Source organism: Colwellia hornerae (assembly GCF_007954355.1).
In the GTDB taxonomy this organism is placed as follows: Bacteria; Pseudomonadota; Gammaproteobacteria; order Enterobacterales; family Alteromonadaceae; genus Colwellia_A; species Colwellia_A hornerae.
Genome location: NZ_VOLR01000020.1, coordinates 61,775 through 88,107, shown reverse-complemented (window position 1 = coordinate 88,107; position 26,333 = coordinate 61,775). Strand labels below are relative to the sequence as shown.

Annotated in this window: 24 protein-coding genes; 10 read left to right on the top strand and 14 right to left on the bottom strand. The window is 37.8% G+C overall.

From position 1 onward, the window contains the following. Window positions 1–82: 82 nt before the first annotated feature. Window positions 83–1,162 (top strand): putative bifunctional diguanylate cyclase/phosphodiesterase, encoded by a 1,080-nt coding sequence (locus ESZ26_RS14265; RefSeq protein ID WP_146800139.1) that lies wholly within the window; start codon window positions 83–85, stop codon window positions 1,160–1,162. 150 nt (window positions 1,163–1,312) lie between these two features. Here the strand turns inward: ESZ26_RS14265 and ESZ26_RS14260 are convergent, their stop codons facing one another. From ESZ26_RS14260 to ESZ26_RS14245, 4 genes are all read right to left on the bottom strand, one after another. Beyond that, window positions 1,313–3,259 carry a putative bifunctional diguanylate cyclase/phosphodiesterase gene (locus ESZ26_RS14260; protein ID WP_146800138.1) on the bottom strand — a complete coding sequence of 649 codons (1,947 nt, stop codon included), beginning with the start codon at window positions 3,257–3,259 and terminating at the stop codon, window positions 1,313–1,315. Between the two features lie 11 nt (window positions 3,260–3,270). Beyond that, the gene (locus tag ESZ26_RS14255; RefSeq protein WP_223813314.1) at window positions 3,271–3,450 is read right to left on the bottom strand and encodes a YgaP family membrane protein; all 180 of its coding nucleotides are present in this window, start codon (window positions 3,448–3,450) and stop codon (window positions 3,271–3,273) included. 185 nt (window positions 3,451–3,635) lie between these two features. Further along, window positions 3,636–5,021, bottom strand: coding sequence for an MBL fold metallo-hydrolase RNA specificity domain-containing protein (locus ESZ26_RS14250; RefSeq protein WP_146800137.1), 1,386 nt, complete (start codon window positions 5,019–5,021; stop codon window positions 3,636–3,638). 17 nt (window positions 5,022–5,038) lie between these two features. Then, complete coding sequence (locus ESZ26_RS14245) at window positions 5,039–5,494, bottom strand: c-type cytochrome (RefSeq protein ID WP_146800136.1); 456 nt, start codon at window positions 5,492–5,494, stop codon at window positions 5,039–5,041. 600 nt (window positions 5,495–6,094) lie between these two features. Here ESZ26_RS14245 and ESZ26_RS14240 point away from each other — a divergent pair. Together ESZ26_RS14240 and ESZ26_RS14235 are read left to right on the top strand one after the other, a co-directional pair. Beyond that, window positions 6,095–6,604 carry a DUF1269 domain-containing protein gene (locus tag ESZ26_RS14240; RefSeq protein ID WP_146800135.1) on the top strand — a complete coding sequence of 170 codons (510 nt, stop codon included), beginning with the start codon at window positions 6,095–6,097 and terminating at the stop codon, window positions 6,602–6,604. 247 nt (window positions 6,605–6,851) lie between these two features. After that, complete coding sequence (locus tag ESZ26_RS14235; protein ID WP_146800134.1) at window positions 6,852–7,628, top strand: PRC-barrel domain-containing protein; 777 nt, start codon at window positions 6,852–6,854, stop codon at window positions 7,626–7,628. Window positions 7,629–7,986: 358 nt separating this feature from the next. On the opposite strand, the gene acnA is transcribed toward ESZ26_RS14235, so the two are convergent. Together acnA and ESZ26_RS14225 are read right to left on the bottom strand one after the other, a co-directional pair. Further along, window positions 7,987–10,725 carry an aconitate hydratase AcnA gene (gene acnA, locus ESZ26_RS14230; protein ID WP_146800133.1) on the bottom strand — a complete coding sequence of 913 codons (2,739 nt, stop codon included), beginning with the start codon at window positions 10,723–10,725 and terminating at the stop codon, window positions 7,987–7,989. Between the two features lie 247 nt (window positions 10,726–10,972). After that, window positions 10,973–11,425 carry a universal stress protein gene (locus tag ESZ26_RS14225; protein WP_146800132.1) on the bottom strand — a complete coding sequence of 151 codons (453 nt, stop codon included), beginning with the start codon at window positions 11,423–11,425 and terminating at the stop codon, window positions 10,973–10,975. Between the two features lie 507 nt (window positions 11,426–11,932). Between ESZ26_RS14225 and ESZ26_RS14220 the strand changes: the two genes are divergently transcribed. The 3 genes from ESZ26_RS14220 to ESZ26_RS14210 all read left to right on the top strand — a co-directional run bounded on the left by ESZ26_RS14220 (window position 11,933) and on the right by ESZ26_RS14210 (window position 15,007). Beyond that, window positions 11,933–12,697, top strand: a complete 765-nt coding sequence (locus ESZ26_RS14220) for a Crp/Fnr family transcriptional regulator (protein ID WP_146800131.1) — start codon at window positions 11,933–11,935, stop codon at window positions 12,695–12,697. A 382-nt stretch (window positions 12,698–13,079) separates the two neighbouring features. After that, on the top strand, window positions 13,080–13,787 hold the full coding sequence (locus tag ESZ26_RS14215; RefSeq protein ID WP_146800130.1) for a Crp/Fnr family transcriptional regulator: 708 nt from the start codon (window positions 13,080–13,082) through the stop codon (window positions 13,785–13,787). A 491-nt stretch (window positions 13,788–14,278) separates the two neighbouring features. After that, a complete protein-coding gene (locus ESZ26_RS14210; protein WP_190278407.1) occupies window positions 14,279–15,007 on the top strand; it encodes a PRC-barrel domain containing protein in 729 nt (242 codons plus the stop codon). 113 nt (window positions 15,008–15,120) lie between these two features. Here ESZ26_RS14210 and ESZ26_RS14205 read toward each other — a convergent pair whose 3' ends face one another. Together ESZ26_RS14205 and ESZ26_RS14200 are read right to left on the bottom strand one after the other, a co-directional pair. Continuing rightward, complete coding sequence (locus ESZ26_RS14205) at window positions 15,121–15,324, bottom strand: hypothetical protein (protein ID WP_146800129.1); 204 nt, start codon at window positions 15,322–15,324, stop codon at window positions 15,121–15,123. A 128-nt stretch (window positions 15,325–15,452) separates the two neighbouring features. Continuing rightward, window positions 15,453–16,940, bottom strand: a complete 1,488-nt coding sequence (locus ESZ26_RS14200; RefSeq protein ID WP_146800128.1) for a bifunctional 2-methylcitrate dehydratase/aconitate hydratase — start codon at window positions 16,938–16,940, stop codon at window positions 15,453–15,455. 393 nt (window positions 16,941–17,333) lie between these two features. On the opposite strand from ESZ26_RS14200, the gene ESZ26_RS14195 reads away from it, so the two are divergent. The 3 genes from ESZ26_RS14195 (at window position 17,334) to ESZ26_RS14185 (ending at window position 20,525) form a co-directional block, all read left to right on the top strand. Beyond that, window positions 17,334–18,092, top strand: coding sequence for a MauE/DoxX family redox-associated membrane protein (locus tag ESZ26_RS14195; RefSeq protein ID WP_146800127.1), 759 nt, complete (start codon window positions 17,334–17,336; stop codon window positions 18,090–18,092). A 135-nt stretch (window positions 18,093–18,227) separates the two neighbouring features. Then, window positions 18,228–19,769, top strand: coding sequence for a Na+/H+ antiporter NhaC (nhaC, locus tag ESZ26_RS14190; RefSeq protein ID WP_146800126.1), 1,542 nt, complete (start codon window positions 18,228–18,230; stop codon window positions 19,767–19,769). Window positions 19,770–20,054: 285 nt separating this feature from the next. After that, window positions 20,055–20,525, top strand: a complete 471-nt coding sequence (locus tag ESZ26_RS14185; RefSeq protein WP_146800125.1) for a low molecular weight protein-tyrosine-phosphatase — start codon at window positions 20,055–20,057, stop codon at window positions 20,523–20,525. Between the two features lie 100 nt (window positions 20,526–20,625). Here ESZ26_RS14185 and infA read toward each other — a convergent pair whose 3' ends face one another. The 6 genes from infA to ald form a co-directional block, all read right to left on the bottom strand. Next, a complete protein-coding gene (gene infA / locus ESZ26_RS14180) occupies window positions 20,626–20,844 on the bottom strand; it encodes a translation initiation factor IF-1 (protein ID WP_011043571.1) in 219 nt (72 codons plus the stop codon). A gap of 84 nt (window positions 20,845–20,928) precedes the next feature. Further along, window positions 20,929–21,630 carry an arginyltransferase gene (locus tag ESZ26_RS14175; RefSeq protein WP_146800124.1) on the bottom strand — a complete coding sequence of 234 codons (702 nt, stop codon included), beginning with the start codon at window positions 21,628–21,630 and terminating at the stop codon, window positions 20,929–20,931. Window position 21,631: 1 nt separating this feature from the next. Next, window positions 21,632–22,237 (bottom strand): leucyl/phenylalanyl-tRNA--protein transferase, encoded by a 606-nt coding sequence (gene aat / locus ESZ26_RS14170; protein ID WP_223813313.1) that lies wholly within the window; start codon window positions 22,235–22,237, stop codon window positions 21,632–21,634. A gap of 113 nt (window positions 22,238–22,350) precedes the next feature. After that, window positions 22,351–23,307: a thioredoxin-disulfide reductase gene (trxB, locus tag ESZ26_RS14165; RefSeq protein WP_146800122.1), complete on the bottom strand. Its 957-nt coding sequence runs from the start codon at window positions 23,305–23,307 to the stop codon at window positions 22,351–22,353. 163 nt (window positions 23,308–23,470) lie between these two features. Next, window positions 23,471–24,310 (bottom strand): isopenicillin N synthase family dioxygenase, encoded by an 840-nt coding sequence (locus tag ESZ26_RS14160; protein ID WP_146800121.1) that lies wholly within the window; start codon window positions 24,308–24,310, stop codon window positions 23,471–23,473. Window positions 24,311–24,470: 160 nt separating this feature from the next. Beyond that, the gene (ald, locus tag ESZ26_RS14155; RefSeq protein ID WP_146800120.1) at window positions 24,471–25,592 is read right to left on the bottom strand and encodes an alanine dehydrogenase; all 1,122 of its coding nucleotides are present in this window, start codon (window positions 25,590–25,592) and stop codon (window positions 24,471–24,473) included. 135 nt (window positions 25,593–25,727) lie between these two features. Between ald and lrp the strand changes: the two genes are divergently transcribed. Beyond that, a complete protein-coding gene (lrp, locus tag ESZ26_RS14150) occupies window positions 25,728–26,210 on the top strand; it encodes a leucine-responsive transcriptional regulator Lrp (protein ID WP_146800119.1) in 483 nt (160 codons plus the stop codon). Window positions 26,211–26,333: the final 123 nt, after the last annotated feature.

Here is a 26,333-nt window from a genome sequence, read left to right as displayed (position 1 = left end):
TCGGACTTAATACCTTTGGCTGCTTGCTTAGCAAATACTTCTAGTTCTTTCTTATTCATAGTCTGCCTATCCTAAACCCTATATGGGTATTAATGATAGGCAGTTACACAGATTTTGTTACAGGGTCTCCTCAACAGATAAACTTTCACAAGTTGCACAAAAAATTATTGATACTATTGAACAACCGATAACACTACAAGATACTATGGTTTGTATTGGATCAAGTATTGGTATTTCTATTTATCCAGAAGATGGTATCGATTCAGCTGAGCTTCTGAAAAACAGTGATATTGCAATGTACAGCGCCAAACAAAATGGCCGAAATATTTATCAATATTTTGAACCATCAATGACTGAAGCCGCAGCTAAACGTCTCGTTCTTGAGGCAAATTTAAAACAAGCAGTAAAACAGAAGCAATTTATTAATCATTATCAACCCATTGTTGATGCACACTGTGGTAAAGCCGTTGGCGTAGAAATGTTAATGCGCTGGCCTACCGGGCAAGGCATGATTTCACCCATGGAGTTTATTCCTTTAGCGGAAGATTTAAATCTTATTATTTCTATGACAGAAATAGCATTGAAGACCGCGTTACAAGACTTAATAGTATGGCGAGGCTTTCGAAATGATTTTTATTTATCTATTAATATTTCTGCTAGCCATTTTAGCAAAGGTGAATTAGTCACTTTTATTACGTCAATATTGAAAGAGTTTGATTTACCTACCTCAGCAATAAAGCTCGAAGTGACTGAATCTGCATTTATCACCGAGCCCGAAAGGGCTATTGATAAGATGAATCAGCTCAAAGCTTTAGGTATAAAGTTATCGCTTGATGACTTTGGCACAGGTTACTCGTCACTATCTTACTTAAGATTACTCCCGTTAGATGTTATAAAAATTGACAGGAGCTTCATCTCTAACATTGGTGAAAATAATGCTGATGAAGCCATAATAGAAGCGACAATCAGTCTTGCTCAAAAATTAGGGATGAGTTGTGTTGCCGAGGGGGCTGAAACAAAAGAACAAATTGACTTCTTGGTTTCTAGAAATTGTCATTACATTCAAGGATACTTTTACAGTAAGCCTTTACCCTGTAAACAAATTATTTCTCTGTTAAAAGAAAATAAACTTGAGTATATTTCAGCTAGAGAATCGCTTTAAAACGTTAGGTCATTGTTTTAATTACTCATTGTTTAGGGTGCAATGACCTCTAATTAAGCTCCAGTTTTTATGTTTAAATTTTAGAACTGTTAACGTGAAATCATTTTTTGACACTACAACGACCAAACATCAGAGCATGTAATAGTAAAATTAAGTTTTAATGTTTATAACATTATTATCGATGACAACTGCTTGTTTATTTAATAATTTAGTTATTTCTTCAGCGGGTAAAGGTTTACTATATAAATACCCTTGAGCTAAGTTACAGCCTAAGAGAGTTAATTTATTCGCCTGTTCAATTGTTTCTACGCCTTCCGCAATTGTTAATTTATTTAACTTCTGGCATAAAACTAGCAGGCTGGTAATTACGGCTTCATCTCTCTTATCAGTGACAACATCGTTAATAAAAGAGCGATCTATCTTAATATAATCGACATCTAAGTGCTTTATATAAGCTAAGGAACTCATGCCGGTGCCAAAATCATCAATTGATAACTTTACACCCAGTTTTCTGAATTGTGAAAAAACTTCCTGTGTTTTGGTAATGTTAACCATGCTGGCATTTTCAGTAAGTTCGATTTCAATTAATCCTGCTGAAACGTTATAATGTTCTAATTGAGTAGCGACATAACTGACTAATTCAGGATCCATCAAGTTATAGGGTGAAATATTTACCGCTATTGATAACTCAAGTCCCTCATCCAACCAAGCACGACATTGAATGATAGCTTGCAACAATACGTACCGTGTAAATTCATGTACAAACATGCTTTGTTCAATAATATCGATAAACATGTTTGGACTTAAAATGCCTTCTTTCGGGTGTAACCAGCGTACAAGCGCTTCTACACCAACAATTATGTCACCCGGTAATTTTACTTTAGGTTGATAATATAAAACGAACTGATGCTGTTCAAGTGCTGTATTAAGTTGACCTCGTAAATTTATTCGAAAGGCAGAACGAGTAAATAGCTCTTGCTGAAACACTTGAAAACCGAGTCGATGTTTTTTTGCCTGGTACATAGCAACATCTGCATTTTTTAGAAGTTCATCAAGTTGTAGACCACTTGTAGGGTAATAGGATACACCGACGCTTACGCTGGTTTCAAAGGCGTAATTGTTAACCTTGATGGGTTGACGACATACCGTCACTATATCCTCAGCTAACGAGATGGCTCTACGCTCATTTAAATTATCACACCATACAACAAACTCATCTCCGCCATAACGTATTGCTTGAGAACTTTTCTCTTTTAGATTACATAAACGTATTGATATAGCTTTTAAAAGTTCATCTCCAACCAAATGGCCCATGGTGTCATTAATATCTTTAAATTTATCAAGATCAATAATATAAACGGCTAACAATGTACCGTCATTTTGATGTTTCTTTATATTCTCCGCATTAAAATATGAATGCGCATACTCATACAAATAAGCGCGATTATGCAAACCAGTCATAATATCATGGGTAGCTAAATGCTTAAGTCGGTCATTGCTTTGCTGAAATCGTTTACTGACTAACGCGGATATGAATAAAGCAACCCATACCGCTAACCAAAAGGTTAAAAAAGCGGTAATAAAAAGTCTGTTTGATACATAGCTTATCGCTTTATCTAAAGCATATGTTTCATTCACCATTAATATAGATAAGTTATTAAGTGGGGCTTTTTCATAAATCCAAAACAATCTATCTGTATCAGTTTCTATAAAGTTATAGTTAGAGGTCTCGGATTTTATTGCATTATCTATTAAGTCGTTATGGGCGTATAAAAATGAGGTTTTTAATTTGATATGTTTGTTGTTAAACCATATTTCGAAACCAATAATATCTTTATCTAGAAGAGCAGTTAGCGCATTTTTAACATCTTTATTTGATGTTAATTCGTTGAATTGACCATGTTGAATAACAGACTTTATATGTTTGGTTAGCTGAGAAAGTACTTTAGTGCTATGTTCTAACTCTAAGGATTCTCCAAGATCGCGTGATAAATTAAATGCTACGCTGATAAAGATAGCCGAGACAATAATAGCTAGTCCAATTGAACTATAAAGTACACGTTTCCTTAAACCTGATGACAACTCAGTATCGGTCATAAGCCTACTATTTAACCTTTCTTACATGTGTTTATATCCGCAATTTGATATACCGGACACCATCCTATGGCAAAGGAGATTAAATTCATTACAGCAAAAATTAAAAGAGAGACTTGTAACAACATATCGCCAATTTGTTCAGAAAAAAGTAGTAGATAAACAATCAAAGCGACTGCTATTACACCTCTTATTATTCTATCTATAGCTCAAAGGTTATGATTAATATTTAGCATAAATTCTCTTATAGTATGTGATATTCAAATTAACTAACAAGGTATTAAAGTTTTATTTATCTTTTAATATTAGCTTTATCAAGTAATAAATCAAATATTGTTAACCTTAGCTTGATAAATATATCTTTATAGATGACTTTCCTTTAGATAATAATATTTTGCTTATAACTTGCTTGGGTAACATCAACCTGATGAAGATATTTTAATTTTTGAGCGAGTATATCCATCGCCTCTTTTTCTCCGTGTACGAGTACCACCGGAGGTTTATTTTCAAAGCCTTGATACCACTCAAGTAAGCCTTCTTGATCAGCGTGAGCAGAAAAGCCTCCAACGGTGTGTATACTTGCTTTAACTTGTACTTTTTCACCCCATAAATTTATGTGTCGACATCCATCGACAAGAGAGCGACCTAATGTTCCTCTTGCTTGAAAACCAACAATAACTACATGAGCATTTTGACGCCAAATGTTATGTTTAAAATGGTGTTTAATTCTGCCCCCGGTACACATGCCGCTTCCGGCTATAATAATAGCACCAGAGGATATTTGATTGATTTTCATCGAATACTCAGTTGTTTCTGACATATGCAGGTTGGGCAAATTAAATATTCCATCATCATGCTGAATATCAACAGCTTTTTTATCATAAACTTCACGGTGTTTGGCGTAAACCTTAGTCGCTTTTATACCCATTGGACTATCGAGAAAAATTTGCCAGTCTCCAAGTTGCCAGCTCTCAAAGTGTTGCTTAAATTCATAAAGAAGTTCCTGTGTTCGCCCAACTGTAAAGGCAGGAATAAGTATATTGCCTTTACTACTTTTTGCTTTAGCTATTATTTTACCCATTTCTCGCCAAGTATCTTGCCAACTTAGGTGTAATCTATCGCCATAAGTACTTTCCATGATAACAAGGTCGGCATGTTTAACGATAAAGGGATTGCGTAAAATAGGGGCATTTTTATGGCCTAAATCACCACTAAAGACCACTTTTTTATTCACTCCATCTTCGACAAGTGTTAATTCAAGTATGGCAGAGCCAATAATATGACCCGCATCTCTAAGGGTGAGTTTGACCCCTTCGCATATTTCTAATTCATCATCATAAGTAAGCCCTTTAAAATACTGACAGGCTGTTTCTGCTTCTGCCGTTGTATAAAGAGGTTCTATTAATGTTAACCCTTTACGCTCACGTTTTTTATTTTCCCAGCGCGCCTCTTTTTCGTGAATATAGCCTGAGTCGATTAACATGATTTTACATAGATCCACAGTAGCATTGTGGGTATAGATAGAACCGTGAAAGCCTTCTTTTATCAATATGGGTAAACGACCGCTGTGATCAAGGTGTGCATGACTGACCACCACAGCATTGAGCTCACTAACGTCAAAAGGGAAGGGGTCGTGATTGTGTCTCTCATGCTCATGAGATCCTTGAAACATACCACATTCGATGAGTATATTTTTGTTATTAACTTGTACCAAATAGCAAGAGCCAGTGACTTCCCTTGTTGCGCCAAAAAATTTAATGTTCATGTTAACTCCCATACCTTTTAATGTGGATAATATTGATACCTGGTTTGTTGATAAGGTTTTAATGAATAGTTAGCTTGTAAAAACGATACTAAATCAATGAGTTCAGTAACAGTCATCTCATCGTTAAAGACCTTCATCTTTGATTCACCTTGAGGTGTTCTAAACTCAGGTAACTCTAAATTTGAAAATTTATGGGATGGATTAATGATAGAAGTAACTAATTCAGCATAAGTCACTATTTTCGTTTTTTTACCACCAAGAGCAATAAAAATGGTTTGCTGCTTTGCAATACTAGTGTCCTCAATACCTTTGAGTGTGTGACAGGCTAAACATTTATACTTTAAGAAAACTATTTTTCCTGCTTCAATACTGCCTTTAGGTAGGCTAAAGCCTCTTGGGGAATCAACCCCTTCATCACAACTGAACAGCGTTAATGACATAACGATAAATAAACTCAATAGAAAGTATTTCATTGTTATTCCTTAGTTATTTTTGGGTTGAATTATTAAACAGCTAGTTAAGACTCTGGGCTATATGAAAATAAGTGAGAATCGATTCTTGCGCATTGATATCGATAAAGTACAAGAAAATTTATAATAATATCAATGGCCATTCATTAAATAGCAGAATAAATTAAACAGATACCTTGGAAAAGCTATAGATAGTAGCTTTCACTGATTGATTAATTTTTAGTCTAGTTACCCTTGGTATAGAGTGCTAGTTTATCTGGATTAACGTTGATACAGATCAACCAGCTTGTCGTTAGTTAAGACCTAATCGATGAGGAGAGAATAAATTTTGACGCTGTCTATCATAGCTTAAGCAATATGATTTATAACTTTAAAACACTTTATTAAACAATGTGTGACAACGTACAGACAATGGATGGAAGTCAATTTATGATGATATATGGATATTACATCCAGTGTATCGCTAGGGAAATTATTACAACTCTCCCTTGTTATTTTTATTTTTATTTTTAAAGTATTCAATTATTTTAATCAAATACTGCAGTTCATTGCGCATTAACATCATAAATTTTTGGCTATTTGGATTGCATATAGGAGTAAGAAATGAAACGAATTTATTTTTTAGCCCCCGATGTTAAAGTTGCAAGTGAATTGGTAAATCTTTTTCGTGCTGATGGCATTGCCGATCGCCAAATGCATATAATTGCAAACGATAAAATTGATTTAAGTGACCTCCCCAAAGCGGATGCACTGGATAACTCCGATTTATACCCGGCGATAAAACGTGGTGTTATTGCTGGTGGCACTACCGGCTTGTTGGCTGGGCTGGCTGTTATAACCCTTCCGGCAACAGGCTTAGCCCTTGGTGGTGCTGCGGTTTTAGGTTTTACGGTTGCAGGTGCGGGTTTTGGTGCTTGGGTATCAGGTATGATAGGGGCTGGTCTGAGCGATCAGGAGAAGGTCGCCTGCGAAACCGCAATCAATAATGGCCAAGTGTTAATGATGTTAGATGTTCCTGCTGATCACCAGATTGAGGTATATCACAAGAAAGTAGCCAGTGTTTGTCCCCTGGTTGAAATTCGTCAAACAGAAATTACCGTTCCACCACTTTAGCGCTGCCTTTAAGTAGATATCTTATCTGTAAAGTGCGTTGGCGAACATACATCAGGTAACTGAAACATATAAAATGTTCAGGTTATATCTATTGTCTCAGGGTAACAATGTAAATTATTAACAGAATGAGCATTAAAGTTAATAGATGAGCAACAAAATATATGGCTCATTTGATTGTCTTTACCCTACATCCTATGGCATTACTTATTAGAAAATAAAACATTTAGGAAAATAGAGGTATAAGACAATGTTACGAAGTCTCAATGAAATTATACGTTTTCAACTTCAAGGTATTGATGAGGAAATAGGGCGCTGTAAAGATTTTCTCTTTGATGATCAATTATGGGTAGTGCGCTATATGGTGGCTGATACTAACAAATGGTTGCCCGGTGGACGAAAAATATTAATCAGTCCTATATCATTAAATAAACCGAACTGGGAGCTGCAACAATTCCCAATTAATTTAACGCGAGAAGGGATTAAAAATAGTCCCTCCCTTAATGAAAATCAACCGATATCTCATTTATATGAATCAGAACTATTCAAATATTATGGTTATGGTAATCATTGGATGAACAAGGCGTTATGGGAAAACTATCCAAATTCAAAGTCCTTAGTAGACGCTAACGTACTCAAAGATGAAAGTCAGGTTAAAGCGGAAGATAGACATTTGCGATCAACCAATGAGGTCAAGGGCTATGAAATTCACGCCACAGACCAAAAAATTGGTCATATTGCAGATTTTATTTTGAATGACGAAGATTGGACCATTCCCTATATTGTTGTAGATACGCGTAATTGGTTACCGGGTGGAGATAAAGTTCTCATTTATCACCAGTCAATTAAAACGGTAAATTGGGCTGAAGGTTCTATAACGGTTAACGTCAGCGCTCAGAAAATAAAGGAAAGTCCGCCATTTGATTTAGAACGACTTGCTGACCTTCAGTATGAAGTTCATCTGCGCAAGTACTCTGAAATTTCCCAAGATTCAAAATACGCAGACGATTTAAAAGATAGATTATAAGTAGTGAAGGCATTTAATGGTGTTTATTAAAGAGATCTCATCATAAGGGGAAATATAAATAGGCTATCGTTAACTTCTCTTCCTGAAAAATTCTTTCAGAAAAGGCTTGCTTTGTTAGTCAAGCATTTACTTACAAAGCAAGCGGTGTAAGATCTTGAAAGATTTACTCGAAGGTCTTCCTATAAAAAATAGCATCATAATCTGAATAAATTACAGGTATATATATAGTTAAAATATGATGTCAATATTTTAAAAAATATTGCTCCACTAATGAAAAATTGAACAGGGCACTGATATGACCTGTTCATTGTTATTGGTAAATAGTTCTCGTGAAAATAATCAAGAAAGAGTAACTACGCTAGCTTGTCGCCGCTAAATTACGCAGCACATAGTGCAATATGCCACCATGTTGATAATATTTAAATTCGTTTGGTGTATCAATGCGAATTTTTACTTCAAAAATACGCTCACCGCCATCTTTAGTTTTAACCGACACTTTCACCGTTTTCTGACCCGTGCTCACTGCAGGAATACTGAATTGCTCTTCACCGGTCAGTTTTAATGACTCGGCATCATCACCAGGCATAAACTGCAGTGGCAATATCCCCATACCGACCAGATTAGAGCGATGAATACGTTCATAACTTTGCGCAATAACCGCTTTAACGCCCAATAAAGCCGGTCCCTTGGCGGCCCAATCACGGGAACTGCCGGTACCGTATTCTTTTCCAGCTAAGACAACCGAGGCAATATTTTTTGTTTGATATTGCATCGCAGCATCAAAGACACTCATTTTTTCACCTGATGGCATCATACGCGTCCAACAGCCCTCAGTGCCAGGCGCTAATAAATTACGTAAACGCACATTGGCAAAGGTACCACGCATCATAACTTCATGATTACCGCGTCTTGAGCCATAAGAATTAAAGTCTTTGGGTGAGACGCCTTCACTTTGTAAATACTCAGCCGCGGGGCTATCTAGCGCAATGGAACCGGCAGGAGATATATGGTCAGTGGTAACACTATCACCCAGCTTTAATAAACATCGAGCATTTTTAATTGGCTGAATATCGGGTATTTTTGCGCTAATATTATTAAAAAATGGTGGTAATTTGACGTAGGTAGAAGCTGGCCAATCATACTTGTCACTTTGTACTATATCTAGCGCTTGCCAGTCTTTATTACCGCTATAAACATCTTCATATCGTGAGATAAACATCGAACTGTCGATAACTTTTTCTATAACTTGTTTAATTTCCTGACTATCTGGCCAGATGTCATGTAAATAAACCGGTTTACCTGAAGGGTCATCACCTAGTGAGCCCGTGGTAATATCTATCTTCATATTACCCGCTAAAGCATAGGCAATGACCAGAGGAGGAGAGGCTAAATAATTAGCCTGCACTTCTGGATGAATACGACCTTCAAAGTTACGATTACCCGATAAAACAGAGGTAACAGACAAATCGCCATGATGAATAGCGTCGCTAATTTCGGTAGGTAAAGGGCCTGAATTACCAATACAAGTAGTACAACCGTACCCCACTAGCTGAAAACCAAGAGCATCTAAGTCCTCATTTAAACCGGATTTAAGCAGATAATCAGTGACCACTTGTGAACCCGGTGCAAAACTGGTTTTTACCCAAGGTTTTACCGTTAATCCTCGCAGCCGAGCATTTCTGGCTAACAATCCAGCGGCAATTAATACCGATGGATTTGAGGTGTTAGTACAACTGGTGATTGCTGCTATCACCACGGCACCGTGTTTTAATACAAAGTCTTTATCAGCATACTGACAGGGAACACCTGAATCTTCATTACTAACAGGTAACAGCAACGAAGGTTGTCCGCCTTCACTTTCAAAGCCACTTTCACTTTCGCTCGAACCTGCTTGTTTAATACCGTGTTGTAAAGCTAACCAGTCACGATAAGCAAGACCGGCACGGTCCAGTGAAATTCTGTCCTGTGGACGTTTAGGCCCAGCAATAGAAGGTACTACATCATCCAGTGTTAATGATAACCGGCTATGATAAACAGCATGCTGTTGAGACTGCGTTCCCCACATATCCATGGTTTTTAAATAAGACTCGACACGTTCAATATGTTCACTGTCACGCCCGGTTAATTGCAGATAATCGGTGGTTTGATGATCAATGGGGAAAATGCCACAAGTCGCCCCATACTCGGGCGCCATATTGGCTATGGTTGCTCGGTCGGCCAAGGTCAGTTCATTTACGCCGCTACCAAAGAATTCGACAAACTTACCGACCACACCTGCAGCACGTAATTGTTCAGTTACGGTTAAGACTAAGTCAGTTGCTGTAGTCCCCGCAGGTAATTTTCCCGTTAATTCAAAGCCAACAATTTCAGGTATTAACATGGTGACTGGTTGGCCTAACATAGCGGCTTCAGCTTCGATACCGCCGACTCCCCAACCCAACACCCCTAAGCCATTAATCATCGTGGTATGTGAATCGGTGCCAACCAAAGTATCTGGGTAAAGTAAATTGTTTTCGTCTGGCTTTTTAAACACGACGCGGGCTAAATATTCGAGATTTACCTGATGGACAATACCACGGCCCGGAGGTACCACTTTAAAATTATCAAAACTTTGCTGACCCCAGCGTAAGAACTGGTAACGTTCCCGATTACGTTGAAACTCAATCTCGGTGTTTTTTTCCAGCGCATCAGCTTGACCAAACACATCGACCATAACTGAATGGTCGATCACCAATTCGACTGGATTTAATGGGTTTATCTTGTCTGCTTTTCCACCCATTTTTACTATCGCATCACGCATAGCTGCTAAGTCCACTACGGCGGGTACCCCAGTAAAGTCTTGCAAAATTACGCGAGCCGGTACAAAAGCAATTTCAGTATCCTGCCAGTTGTCTACATCCCAATTGGCTAAGGTTTCAATATCCCCTTGTTCGACAAAATCACTATCCGCATGCCGTAATAAGTTTTCTAAAAGGATTTTAGCGGCAAAAGGCAAACGTGAAAGGTCATACTTATCTGCCAAACCATCAAAACTGTGGTATTGACAAATTTCACCATTAATTTCAAGCTGCTTTAAAGATTGTATAGAGTTGGCCATTAGTCGTTATCTCCATTAAAAGTATTCATTATATGGGTGTCGCGCATCACGTTAAGCTTATTAAATATACCCTAACATACTAGGACAACACTTTACTGTAGAGGCTAAAAATAAGAGAGCGGTGACTGTTTACATAACAATCCGTAAGGTGTTCGATTATATGTGGCTAAATTGATTGGATAGCACATAGCAGATTTCATCAACAAAGTGCTCAACGCCTTATATTTATTTGTTTAATCGATTGTTTCTATTCTTTATAACGTACAGCTAGTACATCACATTTTGCGCCGTGTAAAATGGCATTGGCGGTAGATCCTAATAATAGGCGAAAGCCATGTATACCATGGCTGCCTGTTATAATTAAATCAACATTTTCGTGCTCTGCAAAAGCTAATATTTCTTCACTAATGTGCCCGATAGATATATGTAGGTTTTGCTCGGTCCTATTGAGCCGATTAGCTAAAGGTTGTAATACTTCTTTGGCTCGTTCTTCTAATAATTTTGTATTGCCTAAACTGCCAATAGGATCAGGGCCTGGAACAACACCAAGTGCTCCACCATAATAAACATTAGGTAAAGGCTCTACCACATGAATAATACTGAGTTTTGCTTTCGTGAATTGCTGTAACTGCGCTACTTTATCCTCAATATAGCTTTTTGTTTCATTAAGTTCTGTGGCAAATAAGATATGCTTATACATAAAAATTTCCTTTTCTTAAATTTTAATGTTTTGTTAATAACGTGCTGTTCTTACTACTTGTCTTTAATAACGCTAGGTCTTTTACATCGTAAAAAATGTTCATGGTGTTATCCATCAATTAACTAATACAATTATAATAACGAAGACTATATAAGCATTTTGCACTTAACGTAAAAATACATCTGTACGGTGCCACACATAACCTAATTATCACCTTATTGTTTATCTTCAAGCTAATGGGCTAATATTTAGTTAGCCCATTGAAAATATCCAATTCTATATTTCTTTATTTAGATGTTATTGTTGTTTTTTATACTGTTATTTAAATTAAGGGCATGTATTTGTAGTGAAATGAGTATTTATTGCTGGTAAATAGACTTTTTTTACTTATTACCTCAAGAAAGAGTAGTGTGTACGGTATCGAACAGAGCAATAACTTTACTTCTGTTAACGTACCATTGTAATTTCCAGCAGCTCATTCAATTTTAAAGAAGGGACGCTTAGACTATGCAAAAAATCATCGACACCAAGATCACTCCTTTACAAAATCACCTGTTATCTGTCTTACCTGATGAAGTAAAAGAACGACTTTTTCCTTTTGTTGAGTTAGTGAAATTAGAGTTAGGAGAGGTGATGTATGAAGCTGGCGACACGCTCGCTAATGTGTACTTTCCCGTTGACTCCATTGTGTCGTTATTATATGTGATGGAGAGTGGGGCTTCGGCAGAAATATCTGTGGTAGGTAATGAAGGGGTTGTTGGTATTGCTTTGTTTATGGGGGGTGAAAGTACGTCTAGCCGGGCTGTCATCCAAAGCGCAGGCTATGCATATCGGCTTAAAGGGAAGCGGTTAACCGAAGAGTTCCATCGTCATGGAAAGTTGTTAGGTTTAATGCTTCGTTATACCCAATCGCTTATTACCCAAATGTCACAGACTGCAGTATGTAATCGCCACCATACGATTGATCAACAATTGTGTCGTTGGCTTTTACTGTCACTCGACCGTTTACCGGATAATAACCTAACGATGACCCAAGAACTGATTGCTAATATGCTAGGCGTACGCCGCGAAGGCGTGACAGAAGCCGCAGGAAAACTCCAGAAGTTGGGCGTTATCGATTATCATCGCGGCCATATTACCGTGTTAAATAGGCAGAAACTCGAACAATTGAGTTGTGAATGCTACGCGGTCGTAAAAAAAGAAACTGACCGATTACTACCTCATGGCAACGAAAAATTTTATTATCATTCACAAAACGTCATTAATCTTTAATCAAGGTTAATCATCACGTTTATCAACTGTGGCGATCAATGACGATAAACGCTCTATTTATACCGCTGCCATATATTGTTATTACAACATATGGCAAGGAAAAGTCAGTCACTATCGTTACCTAACAGCATAGTCATGATACTTAACGGTCATTTTTATCGCTGTAACAATAAACAATAAACAATAAACAATAAAGATATCGCGAGTGTAAAACCCTTAACCGTTTTTTTTGCATATTCATTTTATTGATAAGGTTATCTTAGCGGGAAGTGTTTGCCACCGCACAGAAGCAAAACATTATTAGGCTTACACTTGCTCATTGGCGTTATTAATCTTGATTATTTAACACAATATCATCTTTTTCTGTATTCGAGATCAAAAAATGCACTCAAAAGAAAAGCAAGAAGTCACCAATAAGCTATTAGATGGACTGCCTGATAACCTGCAAAAAACTATCCTAGCGCAATGCGACATAGTTAATTTAACCTGTGGTGACATATTGTATGAGCGCGGTCAGTGTAGTAACTATATATTTTATCCATTAACCGGGTATATTTCACTGGTAACATCTGGAACTGAACACCCGCCGCTTGAATTATGCATCATTGGCAATGAAGGCATGTTGGGCATTTTCAACATTTTAGGTATAAACACAGCACCCGAACGAGCTGTTGTTCATGGTTCAGGAACTGCGCTACGTTTATCTGTTACGCAATTTAATTATCAACTAGAAAAATTTCCTCTCTTGTTAAAAAGACTTAATGATTATCTCTATATTTTACTTATGCAATGCTCACAATCATTGGTCTGCATGAGATTTCATCAAATAGAACCTCGGCTTGCTCGTTGGTTGCTAATAACCGATGATAGGGCGCATTCTCATCATTTACATCTTACCCATCTGTTTCTTGCTGACATGCTTGGGGTCCGCAGAAGTGGCATAACCTTGGCTGCTGGTTCATTAAAAGATAAAAAGTTAATTAGCTATAGCCGAGGGAATATCCATATACTTGATCGCAAAGGTCTAGAGTTACAAGCTTGCGAGTGTTATCAGCTTATGAAAGGCGATTACATTGAAATGTTGAACTAAACGTTTAATGTTTTAAATTACAGTTAACGGGAAGCATGCCTCCTGTAAACAAAAAATTAAAGTCATTTAGCCTGACGATACTTAGCACATCACTCAATAGTCGTAGTGCTTAGTCATAAAGCTATTCTGGTCAGTAGTTGTTCGATGCCGCAGTCAAACATTATAAATCTACGCCAATTAACACCTTTTTTAAATCATCTTCCACTAGAATACTTTTGCGAAAATTACGACCCATCAACATTTAATTATTGAGTAATTTAAGATGTTTGACTGTGCTGATTTTGCTCGCTAATGACAATAGATGAACCTTATAAGTGTTGCCATTACTTTATATTGAACAAGATAAACTTAAAACCCTACTCTTGATAGCTGAGTTGTAACTATTAAGCACTAAGTGTGTTGGCGTACATACGAACAATAGCAAGACCTTATATAATAGCAGGAATGAGGTTAGAGAAAACAAGCCTTAATAAATAGAGAGGGGCAAGACAATGTTACGAAGTCTTAATGAAATTATGCGTTTCCAATTACTAGGTATCGACAAAAAAATAGGTCGTTGTAAAGATTTCCTTTTTGACGATAAATTATGGGTAATACGTTATATAGTTGCTGATAGCAAAGAATGGCTCAGCAAAGACCGGAAAGTATTGATCAGCACTATATCACTGCGAGAACCTTACTGGGAACAGTATCAATTTCCTCTTGATTTAACCCGTTCTAAAATTGAAAATAGTCCATTGGTTGGTGAACACCAAAAAATATCACATCAGTATGAAACTGAGTTATTTGAATACTACGGTTATGCATATTATTGGATGAACGAAGGTTTATGGAGAACGTCTCCTAGTCCAATGCCATTAGTTGAAACACAATTATCTAAGGATAACAGTAAAATCAAATCAGAAGATTGGCATTTACGCTCAACAGATGAAGTTAAGAAATTTAAAATCTATACCACAGATCAACAAGTTGCCCATATCGACGACTTTATTTTAAATGATGATAATTGGACTATTTCGTATATCGTTATTGATACGCGTCACTGGGTGCCAGGTGGACGTAAAGTGTTAATTAGTCACAAATGTATTGATGCAGTAAACTGGGCCGGCTGTTCTATAACCGTTAACGTAAACGCTCAGAAAATAATCGAAAATCCACTCTTTGATTTGGAACGGTTTATCGACCCAGATTATGAAAGCCAGCTCCGTAAGTATTATTAATGCCCTTCACTGAGTAAAGCATTCCCTGTACTAGGTTAACCCCGGCATCTTGGTTAACCTTTTTCTTTAGACATAGTACCTACGATTCCGGGCTTATTATTTGGGGGTATTATTTATTGTTTTACTGAAATATCCTCAAGGAGCTTTATTATAGTGGCATTGTTATTTAGTTTCGCTAAATCAATAAGGTAGCTTTTCTCAAGTGCTTGGATTGGCTGTTTCGCTAATAATTCTTTTACTGATTGTTCTTCGCCATTTGCGATGCAAGTTTTTAAAGCGGCATAAGTTGCTATGCTTAGTTCATTTTTATTACTCATATTAAATCCTATTAGTGATGCTCTGTTCGTTACTTAATGATTAAAGTCAGTGATTACGGCTAACAGTAATAGTAGCCCTTTCTTTTATATTGAGTATGCTTGGTGGATAGTCAGCATAAGTTATTAGCTTAGCTGATAACAAATAAGTCCATAAAGCGGTTTACTGATGTCGCCTCAAGCTTGGCCTGATCTTTACAAAGGGTGAAGATCGTTTGGCAGTGCTTATTTGAAAAGCGCTCTGCTAAGTTATCTTTGAATTTCAGCTCTAATAACGGGATCCCTTCTTCACGCCGGCGGCGATGACCTACAGGGTACTCAACAACCACTTCCTCTGTACTGCTACCATCGTTAAAAAACACTTGAATAGCATTAGCAATAGAGCGTTTATCTGCTTCTAAATACTCTGCAGTGAAGCGTTTGTCTTCGATCACCTGCATTTTATCACGCAGTTCATCGATAATAGGATGTGCGTTGTGAAAACTGTCTTCATAATTGTCGGCGGTTAAACTGCCAAAAACCAAAGGAACCGCAATCATGTATTGTAAGCAATGATCGCGATCGGCAGCGTTGGCAAGCGACCCCTCTTTTGAAATAATACGAATAGCTGACTGATGTGTGCGGATCACTATCTTGTCAATATCGGCCAAACGATCTTTTACCTGAGCATGTAGAGTAATCGATGCTTCTGCAGCGGTTTGTGCGTGGAACTCGGCAGGAAAGGAAACCTTAAATAATATGTTTTCCATGACATAACAGCCGTAACCTTGGGAGAAAGATAATTGGCGTTTATTTTTATTTTTGATGGTTTGGTCTTTATTGTTTTTAAAGAATAACACCTCATAAAATCCCCATTGTGGCGCTGTTAACACACTGGGGATGCCCATTTCGCCTCGCATTGATATGTCAGCCAAACGAACTGCACGTGAGGTGGCGTCACCCGCCGCCCAAGATTTACGAGAGCCTGCATTAGGCGCGTGACGGTAGGTACGCAATGCTGAGCCATCGACCCAAGCTTGCGATATTGCTGCCATTATTTGCTCTTTGTTACCTCCCATCATTTTAGTTACCACGGCTGCAGAAGCAACGCGTACTAATAATACATGACACAAACCCACACGATTAAATGAGTTCTCGAGAGCGATTACGCCCTGAATTTCATGTGCCATGATCATAGCGTCAAGTACTTCTCGCATAACAAGAGGCTGCTCGCCCTTAGCGAGTCTAACTTGAGACAAATAATCGGCTACAGCTAAAATACCCCCTAAATTATCTGAAGGGTGACCCCATTCAGCCGCTAACCAAGTGTCGTTGTAATCTAACCACCGAATTATGCAACCAATGTCCCATGCAGCTTTTACCGGATCTAGTTTGAACGAAGTGCCTGGTACTCGTGCGCCATTTGGCACAATTGTTCCCTTTACAATGGGGCCAAGATGTTTTGTACACTCAGGAAAGTTAAGCGCTAGCAGCCCACAACCTAATGTGTCCATTAAGCAGTTACGCGCAGTGTCCAGAGCAGTTTCGCTGGCGACTTGAAATGTTAAAACATAATCAGCGATATCTTCAATGACAGCGTCGTAATCGGGACGATTATTAATATCTACATTACTACTCATTTATAATCCTTTTTCATTCACTTAATATAAAAATGAGACTTTCTTATTTAACAAATTAACTTATCGATACTTTGCGCTTAATGAAAAAATAAATCTGTACGCCATCACACATAACTCAATTAAGTTCAAACTCTGCTAAGGGGATAAATCATTATGGTTACTAAACAAGTTAATTGTTCATCTATTTCTTTTCAAATATTCATTGTGTCTGATAGCGCACAGATAACTAAGGATAATTTTTGATAGGGTGAATTGGCTTATACGTTAACTATTTAATGACATCATTAAGCATAAAAAATCTAATCTATAGCAAAGATATTATTAGCGATAATAATCTCAATTTTAGCCAATAAATAATAGACATCTATTTATAGTCTAAGAATAAGGAAAATAATGAAAAAGTCAGCAATGTTATTTCGTATGCATACCAATGAACATATTTGTCCATTTGGTCTTCGTTCAAAAGACTTGCTAGCAAGGCAGGGTTTTGAAGTCACTGACCACAAATTGGCGACTCGTGAAGAAGTTGACAAATTTAAGAAAGAGCAGGGGGTAGAAACGACCCCTCAAATTTTTATAAATGGTGAGCGCTTAGGTGGCTATGATGACCTAAGATACTATTTTTGTATGAAGCCAGCTATTCAAACAGGCACTACCTATACGCCGGTATTAGCTACATTTGCAATGGCGTTACTCATGGCAATAGCAACGGCGTTTACCTATAGAGAAATCGTTAGCCTAATAACAGTCATAGAACTCTTCGTTGCCTTTAGCATGACCTTATTAGCCATTCAAAAGATGAGCGACCTTTTTGCGTTTACAAACTCATTTATTACCTATGATTTACTTGCAATGCGTCATCTTAGATACGCGTATGTATATCCTTTTGCGGAAGCTTTTGCCGGTCTTGGAATGCTCGCTGCGCTACCTGGTTACCTAGTGGGTTCAATATCATTGTTCATTGGAACGGTAGGGGCAGTATCGGTGTTTAAAGCAGTATATGTTGATAAGCGTGAATTAAAATGTGCGTGTGTCGGGGGGAATAGTAATGTGCCCCTAGGCTTAGTATCTATTACTGAAAATTTATTTATGATTATAGCGGGTATATGGATGCTATCAGAAGCGTCAGATTTAATGACTTACTCTTGTTAACAGCACCAGGAAATTAGTGAGGTTGTTAGGGGATGTCTTAATCACTAACGCTTTGCACTAGCGTATTTAGTAACATCAAAACAACGATGGTTATTCATTGCCATCGTTTATCAATAACAAAGATGAGGTATTTATATGAACCGGACAAAAAATGCTAAGCCGGGTTTATTACTTGCTTTGACACCTGTCGTGTTAACTCTGCTTATACTTGGAACACAAATTTTTTACTTTGGCGTTTTCGAGCCACACATTCCTCTAGCCATTGGCTTAGCTATTACCAGTATTGTTGGCATTAAATTAGGACTTAAATGGAAAGATATCGAAAGAGGAATTTTTCATGTTATTCACGTCGCTTTGCCTTCGGTGTCTGTTTTGGTAACGGTTGGCATGATCATTGGCGTTTGGATTGCCAGCGGGACGGTACCCAGTATTATTTATTTTGGCTTAAAGGTACTTTCGCCCGAAATCTTTTTAGCTGCTGGTATGATAATTTGTGCAGTAGTTTCTGTTTCCATTGGCACTAGCTGGGCGAGTGTTGGCACTGTTGGTTTGGCTTTAATGGGCATTGGCGAGGGTTTTGATATTCCAGCGTATTGGACTGCTGGTGCAGTAGTTTCCGGTGCATTTTTTGGCGATAAAATATCCCCCCTTTCCGACACAACTAATTTGGCTCCTGCAGTTACTGGAACGAATGTTTTTTCTCATATAAAAAATATGATGGCAACTACCATCCCCGCCATGCTGATCGCGCTTATCATATATTTGTTAGTTGGATTTTTTGTAATAGACACCCAAAGCATTTCATTTGAAAAAATTAACGCTATCACTAGCGCTTTAGATGAAAACTTTTATATTTCAGGATGGGTATTATTGCCAGCTTTGGTTGTGATGGGCTTAGCAATAAAAAAATATCCTCCCATGCCATCCCTATTCGCTGGTGTTGTAGCGGGCGGAGCAACGGCAATGATTTTTCAGGGCCATAGTCTGCAATCAATTTTCGACTTTGCCAATAATGGCTATTCAATAAGTACCGGTATTGAAGAAATTGACACTTTGCTAAATCGTGGTGGCATTCAATCAATGATGTGGACTATTTCCTTGATATTAATTGCTTTAGGCTTTGGCGGTGCGCTCGAGAAAACGGGTTGCTTGAAGTCAATTATTAATGCCATTAAAAGTAAAGTCAGTAGTTTTGCAGGTACCCAAACCGCAGCTATTGGCACTGCGTTTGCAACTAACTTAGTCGCTGGAGACCCTTACTTATCTATCGCTTTACCGGGAAGAATGTACTCTCCGGTTTACCGTGGTATGGGTTATTCAACATTAAACCTGTCACGCGCAATTGAAGAAGGTGGCACATTAATGTCACCCCTTATTCCTTGGAACGCGGGTGGTGCCTTTGTAATTTCAGCACTTGGTCTTGGTATTGCTGATGGTAACATAGAAAATCTTTTGTATATTCCACTAGCGTTTGCTTGTTGGACCGCGCCCCTCATTGGAATTTTCTATGCTTTTACTGGATTGTTTTCGCCTAAAGCAACAGACGAAGAAAAAGAACATTGGGAGTCCTCTGGTGAAGCGATAGCTGAATTTAATGCTAACGGGACACCAAAAGTTGAAGATACTGACAATGACAATGTTGGTGTTGATAATGACTCAGACACGACAAAGTCATAGTTTAGTTGTTTAGTTGTTTAGCTTATAAGAACAGTAAAGTTTGATTATTTTAATCAGCAGTATCGATATGATTTATTATCCCATAGAATTTTTTATTCATTATTTTGCTGATTAAATTTAGTTTGATGTGAGTCACTTTCTATCGAGAATTATCCTTTACCTTCTTATAAAAATAGCTCAAGATAGTTTCGTTAAATTCATTAACAATACATAAGTCATTGATTTTAATAGTATGAAAATACTAATGGTCAGATGTCAAATACATGGAGATTGGTAACTAAACTTATGAATTATAAAGAAATAAATAGTATTCTGTTTGTCTGTATGGGCAATATCTGTCGTTCGCCAAGTGCTGAGGCGGTCTTTCGTCATAAAGTTAAAGAAAAGGGTATTTCTTTAATTATAGATTCTGCGGGTACAACGGGCTCTCATGCGCGTGAAAAACCTGATCATCGTGCGCAAAAGATAGGCACTGAACGTGGTTACTCATTTGACAAAATTAAAGCACGTAAGGTTATCGTTGAAGACTTTACCAAATTTGATTTAGTTTTAGCGATGGACGAGCATAATGTTAAAGAACTAAAAAAATTAGCACCAGAGCATTTACATGAAAAAATTCAATTGTTTTTAGAATATGCAGATAATTTTGAAGAACTAGAAGTACCTGATCCATATTATGGTGGAGCGAGGGGATTTAAGTTTGTCTTAGATTTAGTTGAAGATGCTAGCGACGGCTTATTAAAAAAGTTGGCATAATCGTCAATGATTGAATTTTAGGTTTAAAGATACATAGCTAAAGTAATAAAAAAGCCCTGTGAATAATATTCACAGGGCTTTTAGCTTTATAGGGTCTTAATTATCTAGCACGGAAAATAATACGGCCTTTAGATAAATCATACGGTGTCAATTCAACCGTTACTTTATCACCCGTTAATATGCGAATGTAGTTCTTACGCATTTTTCCTGAAATATGTGCCGTAACAACATGACCATTTTCTAGTTCAACGCGGAACATAGTATTTGGTAAGGTATCAAGAACCGTACCTTGCATTTCAATATTTTCTTCTTTCGCCATTGGGCGCTAAACCTCTAAAGTTGTGCATAAACAAAAATCTGGGCAGATAATGCCGAAAACAGGCCGGAATGTAAAGCTATAGTGTTATTTATTTACCGTTTGCCATCTGTTTTCTATCAAGACTTGGTGTGGGTAATAACGATCCTTGTAGTTCATCTTTTTGCAGTCATCAATTTGGTAACCCAGATAAAGAAAGTTCTTTTGCATATCTTTTGCTAAATACAGTTGCTGCAAAATAGAAAACACACCTAAACCGTGCTTATTATAATCCGGATGATAAAAGGTATATACGGCTGATAGGGCATCTTTTAGTACATCGGTTACTGCAACACTAATAAGTTGATTATCATGCCAAATTTCAAGGTAGAGTTGCTCTGTGACATTACAACTGATAAAACTATTGTATTGATCGTTTGTTGCCGGGAACATTGAGCCATCGGTATGTAATGTATTGATATAATTTTCGTAAAGCGGGTAATAAATCGCTTTTTTTTCAGCTGAAATATTGATAGAGAATAGATTATTTTTCTTTATATTTCGTTTTTGGCTTTTAGATAAAATAAATTCTTTAACTAAGACCCGCAGAGATTTGCATGCAGAGCAAAGTTCACAGTGCGGTCGGTATATTTGATCACCACTGCGTCTAAAGCCTTGTGACATTAACCAACCATAATGTTCACTGTTATGTAAACGCTCGTCGGTTGCAATCAATAAACGCTCTTCTTGGTTGGGCAAGTAGTTACAAGGAAACGAACCGGTAATGCCTAACTGAAAATTTGTGTTCATACTAGGGCTCTTCTGTCAGTTGGCGAGGTAACCAAAAATCTGTCGGTAATAAAACCGCTAACGCTTTTTCCTTTAATGTCATAAACTGTGAGCGAGAAACCTCGACACAGCCCATGTCTTCTAAAAAAGGGTTGAGCATTTGGCAGTCAATTAATGGAACATTTTGGCTTTTTAATAGGGCATTTAAATAAACTAATGCGATTTTAGAAGCATTACTTTTTCGATAAAACATAGATTCACCCGAAAAGCTGCCATTAATTGCCACGCCATATAAACCACCTGCCAATTCACCATCCATCCAGACTTCTATCGAATGTGCGTCACCATTATCATGCAAGTGTTGATAAGCCGCTAACATATCATCAACTATCCAAGTATCCTCCTTACGAAAGGGAGCATCTGCACAATAATGAATAACACGGTCAAAGGCTTGATTTAAGGTTACGGTGAAGTTCTGTTGTTTTAGTACTTTTCGCAAAGTGCGATTAATACGTAATTGGTCAGTTAGAATAATGCCACGCGGATCTGGGCTCCACCACATAATGGGTTCGCCATCGCTATACCAAGGAAACACGCCACTTTGATAAGCTGACTTTAATCGCGCTATCGATAAATCTCCACCAACGGCAAGTAAGCCATTGGGTTCAATTAGCGCATGCTTTAAGGGAGGAAATGCCAGATCATCGACACCGAGTAATGCGACAATCTGGTTTTTAATGACTAAGAGCCTTTAGCGTCTAAGTAACGTTCTGCATCAAGGGCTGCCATACAGCCAGCTCCAGCAGAGGTAATGGCTTGGCGATAAATATGGTCAGCTACATCACCCGCGGCAAAAACACCTTCAACACTGGTCTGTGTTGCATTACCATTAGTGCCACTTTGTATTGTTAAGTAGCCATCTTTCATCGCTAATTGGTCGTTGAAAATATCGGTGTTTGGCTTATGGCCAATGGCAATAAAACAACCCATAACGTCAATATCTTTAGTAGTGTCAGATTGCGTTTCTTTTAAACGTACGCCAGTAACACCCATTTTATCACCTAACACTTCATCTAAGGTTTGATTTAAGTGCAAGGTAATATTGCCGTTTTTAACTTTCTCGTATAAACGGTCAGTTAAAATCTTTTCAGAGCGGAAAGTTTCACGACGATGGACTAAGTGAACTTCAGAGGCAATGTTTGATAAATATAACGCTTCTTCAACAGCAGTATTACCACCGCCAACAACAGCAACTTTTTGATTGCGGTAAAAAAAACCGTCACAGGTAGCACAAGCTGAAACGCCTTTGCCCATAAATGCTTCTTCTGATGGCAAACCTAGGTATTGTGCTGAAGCTCCGGTACAAATGATCAGTGCGTCACAAGTATAACTGGTGCTATCGCCTTTTAAGGTGAAAGGGCGGCTCGAAAAGTCAACTTCATTGATATGGTCAAAAATAATCTCGGTATCAAACTTTTCTGCATGCTTTTGCATACGATCCATTAAAGCCGGACCGGTAAGATCATCGGCATCACCTGGCCAGTTTTCAACTTCAGTGGTCGTTGTTAATTGACCGCCTTGTTGCATGCCAGTGATCATCACTGGTTTTAAATTTGCGCGTGCGGCATAAACTGCTGCAGTGTAACCAGCGGGACCTGATCCTAAAATGAGTAACGGGCAATGTCTTGCTTCGCTCATGTATGACTCCAAAAATTGATAAAAAATATAATTATAAGGTATTAGTTGGGAGTTTAAGCAAAGAACTCAAGAGGGTAAATTACTTTTTTGATAAAAGATTGCGCTAAGTGCAAGGTTAAATGGACAGTGATGGCATATAACCCTTATAAACCACCACCTATCGCTATTTTACGCCAAGCTCTTTTAGTCTTTCTAATAAATAACTTTTTTGAGTATGTCGTTCAGATAGGACAACTTCATCTCGTGGGTGAAGAAACAAGGGTAATGATATTCTAGATTTTTTACTGGCCTTGCCTGAGGGATTAATAACCCTGTGGCTGGTTGATGGAAAATATCCACCTGAGGCTTCTTGTAACATATCACCAATATTAATAATTAAACTGCCAAAATCACTGGGCACATCTATCCATGAGCCATCTTGTTGTTGGACTTGCAGGCCGGGTTCATTTGCTGCGGGTAATATCGTTAATAAATTTATGTCTTCATGTGCTGCCGCTCTAACTGCGCCCGGCTCTTCATCACCACTTAATGGCGGATAATGCAAAATACGTAATAAGGTATTTGGCGTATCTTTGATCATATTCGCCAGTTGCTCTGAATACTTTGCTGAGACTTCGACCGGGCTATATTTTTCGACCCAATCAAGTAATTCTGCAGCGAGTTCAGAGGCTTTCTTATAATAAGTCAGTATTTCATCTTTGAGTTGCTCAGGGATTCTGCCCCAAGGATAAACATGGAAGTACTCTTTTATGTCTTTATTAGCATGGCCTTTAGCCGTTTCAGAAATTTCAGTTGAGAAGTAGCCATCTTGTTTTTTGGGATCAAAACTTAAGTTATGCTTTTCTTCACTGCTAAAAAATTGATACCAATTTTTATAAATAGATTCCACAAGTTGTTGTTCAATAGGGTGGTTAATTAATACACCGAAACCTGTTTCTCTTAAGCTTTGAACAAATAATTTTCCAGCGTCTTTATCTTGATAATCGACAACCTGAATTTCCATGATTGATTCCCTAACTCTTATTTTAGTGATGTTTATTGAAATATAACACAAGTTAACCATATGGTCAGGTTTAACATTTTTCGTAAAAAAAACCTCTGTTAAAAATATAACAGAGGTTTGTAATTTTTATATGTTGATCATAAAAATAGTTTATCAGTCCTTATAAAGTAGCGATAGCCACTTCAGGAGGTACGTATTCGTAGCCTAAAACTTCAGCTACAGGTTGGTAAGTGATTTTTCCACCTAATACGTTTAAACCATTCATTAAGTGTACGTTATCAAGCATGGCTTGTTTTGCACCCTTATTGGCAAGCATTACCGCAAATGGCATGGTTGCATTGGTTAATGCCATTGTTGATGTGCGTGCTACGCCACCAGGCATGTTAGCTACGCAGTAATGTACTACGTCGTCAACAACATACGTTGGGTCTTGATGAGTCGTTGCTTTTGATGTTTCAAAACAACCACCTTGGTCAATAGCAACATCAACAACAACAGCACCTTTTTTCATCATTCTGATGTGAGCTCTTGTCACTAATTTAGGTGCAGCTGCACCCGGAATTAATACCGCGCCTATTACTAAATCAGCTTCAACAATTAATTGGTCCATCGCATCAGCAGTAGAGTAAACGGTTTTTAAACGGCCATCAAATTCAGTGTCTAATTGACGTAGACGGGGTAATGAACGATCTAATATTGTTACATCAGCACCCATACCTACTGCCATACGAGCAGCTTGAGTACCAACAACACCACCACCGATAATTAATACTTTCGCTGGAGCAACACCCGGAACACCACCTAATAAAGCACCTAAACCACCTTGTGCTTTTTCAAGGGCATGAGCGCCTGCTTGAATAGACATACGGCCAGCTACTTCCGACATTGGCGCTAATAAAGGTAAACCACCTTGAGCAGAGGTTACGGTTTCGTAGGCAATACACGTTGCGCCAGAAGCAACTAATAATTCAGTTTGCTTAGCATCGGGAGCTAAATGTAGGTAAGTGAAAAGAATTTGACCTGGGCGTAGCATTTTACACTCGCCAGGTTGCGGTTCTTTTACTTTTATTATCATGTCAGCGGTTGCAAAAATTTCTGCTGCTGTGTTTATAATCTTGGCACCAGCGGCTATATATTGCTCGTTTTCAAAACCAATAGATTCGCCGCCGTTATTTTCAACAATCACTTCATGACCATTAACCGTTAGTTCATTAACGCCTGCTGGAGTTAACCCTATACGGTATTCATGGTTTTTAATTTCTTTAGGAACACCAATAATCATAATCATCTCACTTGTTGTATTGTTTTTATAATATTTGCGGCTATTATAATGCGTTATTCTCGAATTAACCTGTCGTATTATTTTATTTGGCGATATATAATCCTGTCATATTAAAAATATATAGTATTTTATATAATGTCGAATTCTCAAAATAAAAGCATAGATCGCATCGATCGTAATATTCTCGTTGAACTGCAAAAGAATGCTCGTATATCTAATATAGAATTGTCTAAAAGGGTAGGGCTAAGCCCAACTCCTTGTTTAGAAAGAGTAAAAAGACTAGAGAAAGAAAAGTATATCAAAGGCTACCAAGCAATATTAAACCCTCAAAAGCTTGAGGCTGCATTACTGGTATTGGTGGAAATAACCTTAACTAAAACCAGTCCTGATGTTTTTGATGATTTTTCTAAGGCGGTACATGAACTTGATGTAATACAAGAGTGTCACTTAGTGTCTGGAAACTTTGACTTCTTACTTAAAACTCGCGTTGCAGACATGGTTGCCTATCGAGAATTATTAGGCGATACCTTACTTCGGTTGCCCGCGGTTAGTGAAAGTAGAAGTTATGTTGTGATGGAAGAGGTTAAATCGACTAATTTTCTACCGATTAAACGTTAATCGTGTCATTGAGGTCAAGTAAGTGATTTAAACATTTAACTCCTTACAATAGTTTGTTATTTTACTGTATATAAACATACCCATATTACTGCAGCTTTAGTGGTATGGCTATAAAATAGTTAT

What these genes read in the sequence shown, in the direction of transcription:
- ESZ26_RS14160 (WP_146800121.1), bottom strand. Translation starts at nt 24,310, where the DNA reads ATGGAAATTCAGGTTGTCGATTATCAAGATAAAGACGCTGGAAAATTA.
- ESZ26_RS14225 (WP_146800132.1), bottom strand. Translation starts at nt 11,425, where the DNA reads ATGTATAAGCATATCTTATTTGCCACAGAACTTAATGAAACAAAAAGC.
- trxB (WP_146800122.1), bottom strand. Translation starts at nt 23,307, where the DNA reads ATGAGCGAAGCAAGACATTGCCCGTTACTCATTTTAGGATCAGGTCCC.
- ESZ26_RS14240 (WP_146800135.1), top strand. Translation starts at nt 6,095, where the DNA reads ATGAAACGAATTTATTTTTTAGCCCCCGATGTTAAAGTTGCAAGTGAA.
- ESZ26_RS14260 (WP_146800138.1), bottom strand. Translation starts at nt 3,259, where the DNA reads ATGACCGATACTGAGTTGTCATCAGGTTTAAGGAAACGTGTACTTTAT.
- ESZ26_RS14210 (WP_190278407.1), top strand. Translation starts at nt 14,279, where the DNA reads ATGTTACGAAGTCTTAATGAAATTATGCGTTTCCAATTACTAGGTATC.
- ESZ26_RS14175 (WP_146800124.1), bottom strand. Translation starts at nt 21,630, where the DNA reads ATGAACACAAATTTTCAGTTAGGCATTACCGGTTCGTTTCCTTGTAAC.
- ESZ26_RS14235 (WP_146800134.1), top strand. Translation starts at nt 6,852, where the DNA reads ATGTTACGAAGTCTCAATGAAATTATACGTTTTCAACTTCAAGGTATT.
- ESZ26_RS14215 (WP_146800130.1), top strand. Translation starts at nt 13,080, where the DNA reads ATGCACTCAAAAGAAAAGCAAGAAGTCACCAATAAGCTATTAGATGGA.
- nhaC (WP_146800126.1), top strand. Translation starts at nt 18,228, where the DNA reads ATGAACCGGACAAAAAATGCTAAGCCGGGTTTATTACTTGCTTTGACA.
- infA (WP_011043571.1), bottom strand. Translation starts at nt 20,844, where the DNA reads ATGGCGAAAGAAGAAAATATTGAAATGCAAGGTACGGTTCTTGATACC.
- ESZ26_RS14245 (WP_146800136.1), bottom strand. Translation starts at nt 5,494, where the DNA reads ATGAAATACTTTCTATTGAGTTTATTTATCGTTATGTCATTAACGCTG.
- ESZ26_RS14265 (WP_146800139.1), top strand. Translation starts at nt 83, where the DNA reads ATGGGTATTAATGATAGGCAGTTACACAGATTTTGTTACAGGGTCTCC.
- ESZ26_RS14200 (WP_146800128.1), bottom strand. Translation starts at nt 16,940, where the DNA reads ATGAGTAGTAATGTAGATATTAATAATCGTCCCGATTACGACGCTGTC.
- acnA (WP_146800133.1), bottom strand. Translation starts at nt 10,725, where the DNA reads ATGGCCAACTCTATACAATCTTTAAAGCAGCTTGAAATTAATGGTGAA.
- ESZ26_RS14250 (WP_146800137.1), bottom strand. Translation starts at nt 5,021, where the DNA reads ATGAACATTAAATTTTTTGGCGCAACAAGGGAAGTCACTGGCTCTTGC.
- ESZ26_RS14205 (WP_146800129.1), bottom strand. Translation starts at nt 15,324, where the DNA reads ATGAGTAATAAAAATGAACTAAGCATAGCAACTTATGCCGCTTTAAAA.
- ESZ26_RS14220 (WP_146800131.1), top strand. Translation starts at nt 11,933, where the DNA reads ATGCAAAAAATCATCGACACCAAGATCACTCCTTTACAAAATCACCTG.
- ESZ26_RS14185 (WP_146800125.1), top strand. Translation starts at nt 20,055, where the DNA reads ATGAATTATAAAGAAATAAATAGTATTCTGTTTGTCTGTATGGGCAAT.
- ald (WP_146800120.1), bottom strand. Translation starts at nt 25,592, where the DNA reads ATGATTATTGGTGTTCCTAAAGAAATTAAAAACCATGAATACCGTATA.
- ESZ26_RS14195 (WP_146800127.1), top strand. Translation starts at nt 17,334, where the DNA reads ATGAAAAAGTCAGCAATGTTATTTCGTATGCATACCAATGAACATATT.
- lrp (WP_146800119.1), top strand. Translation starts at nt 25,728, where the DNA reads ATGTCGAATTCTCAAAATAAAAGCATAGATCGCATCGATCGTAATATT.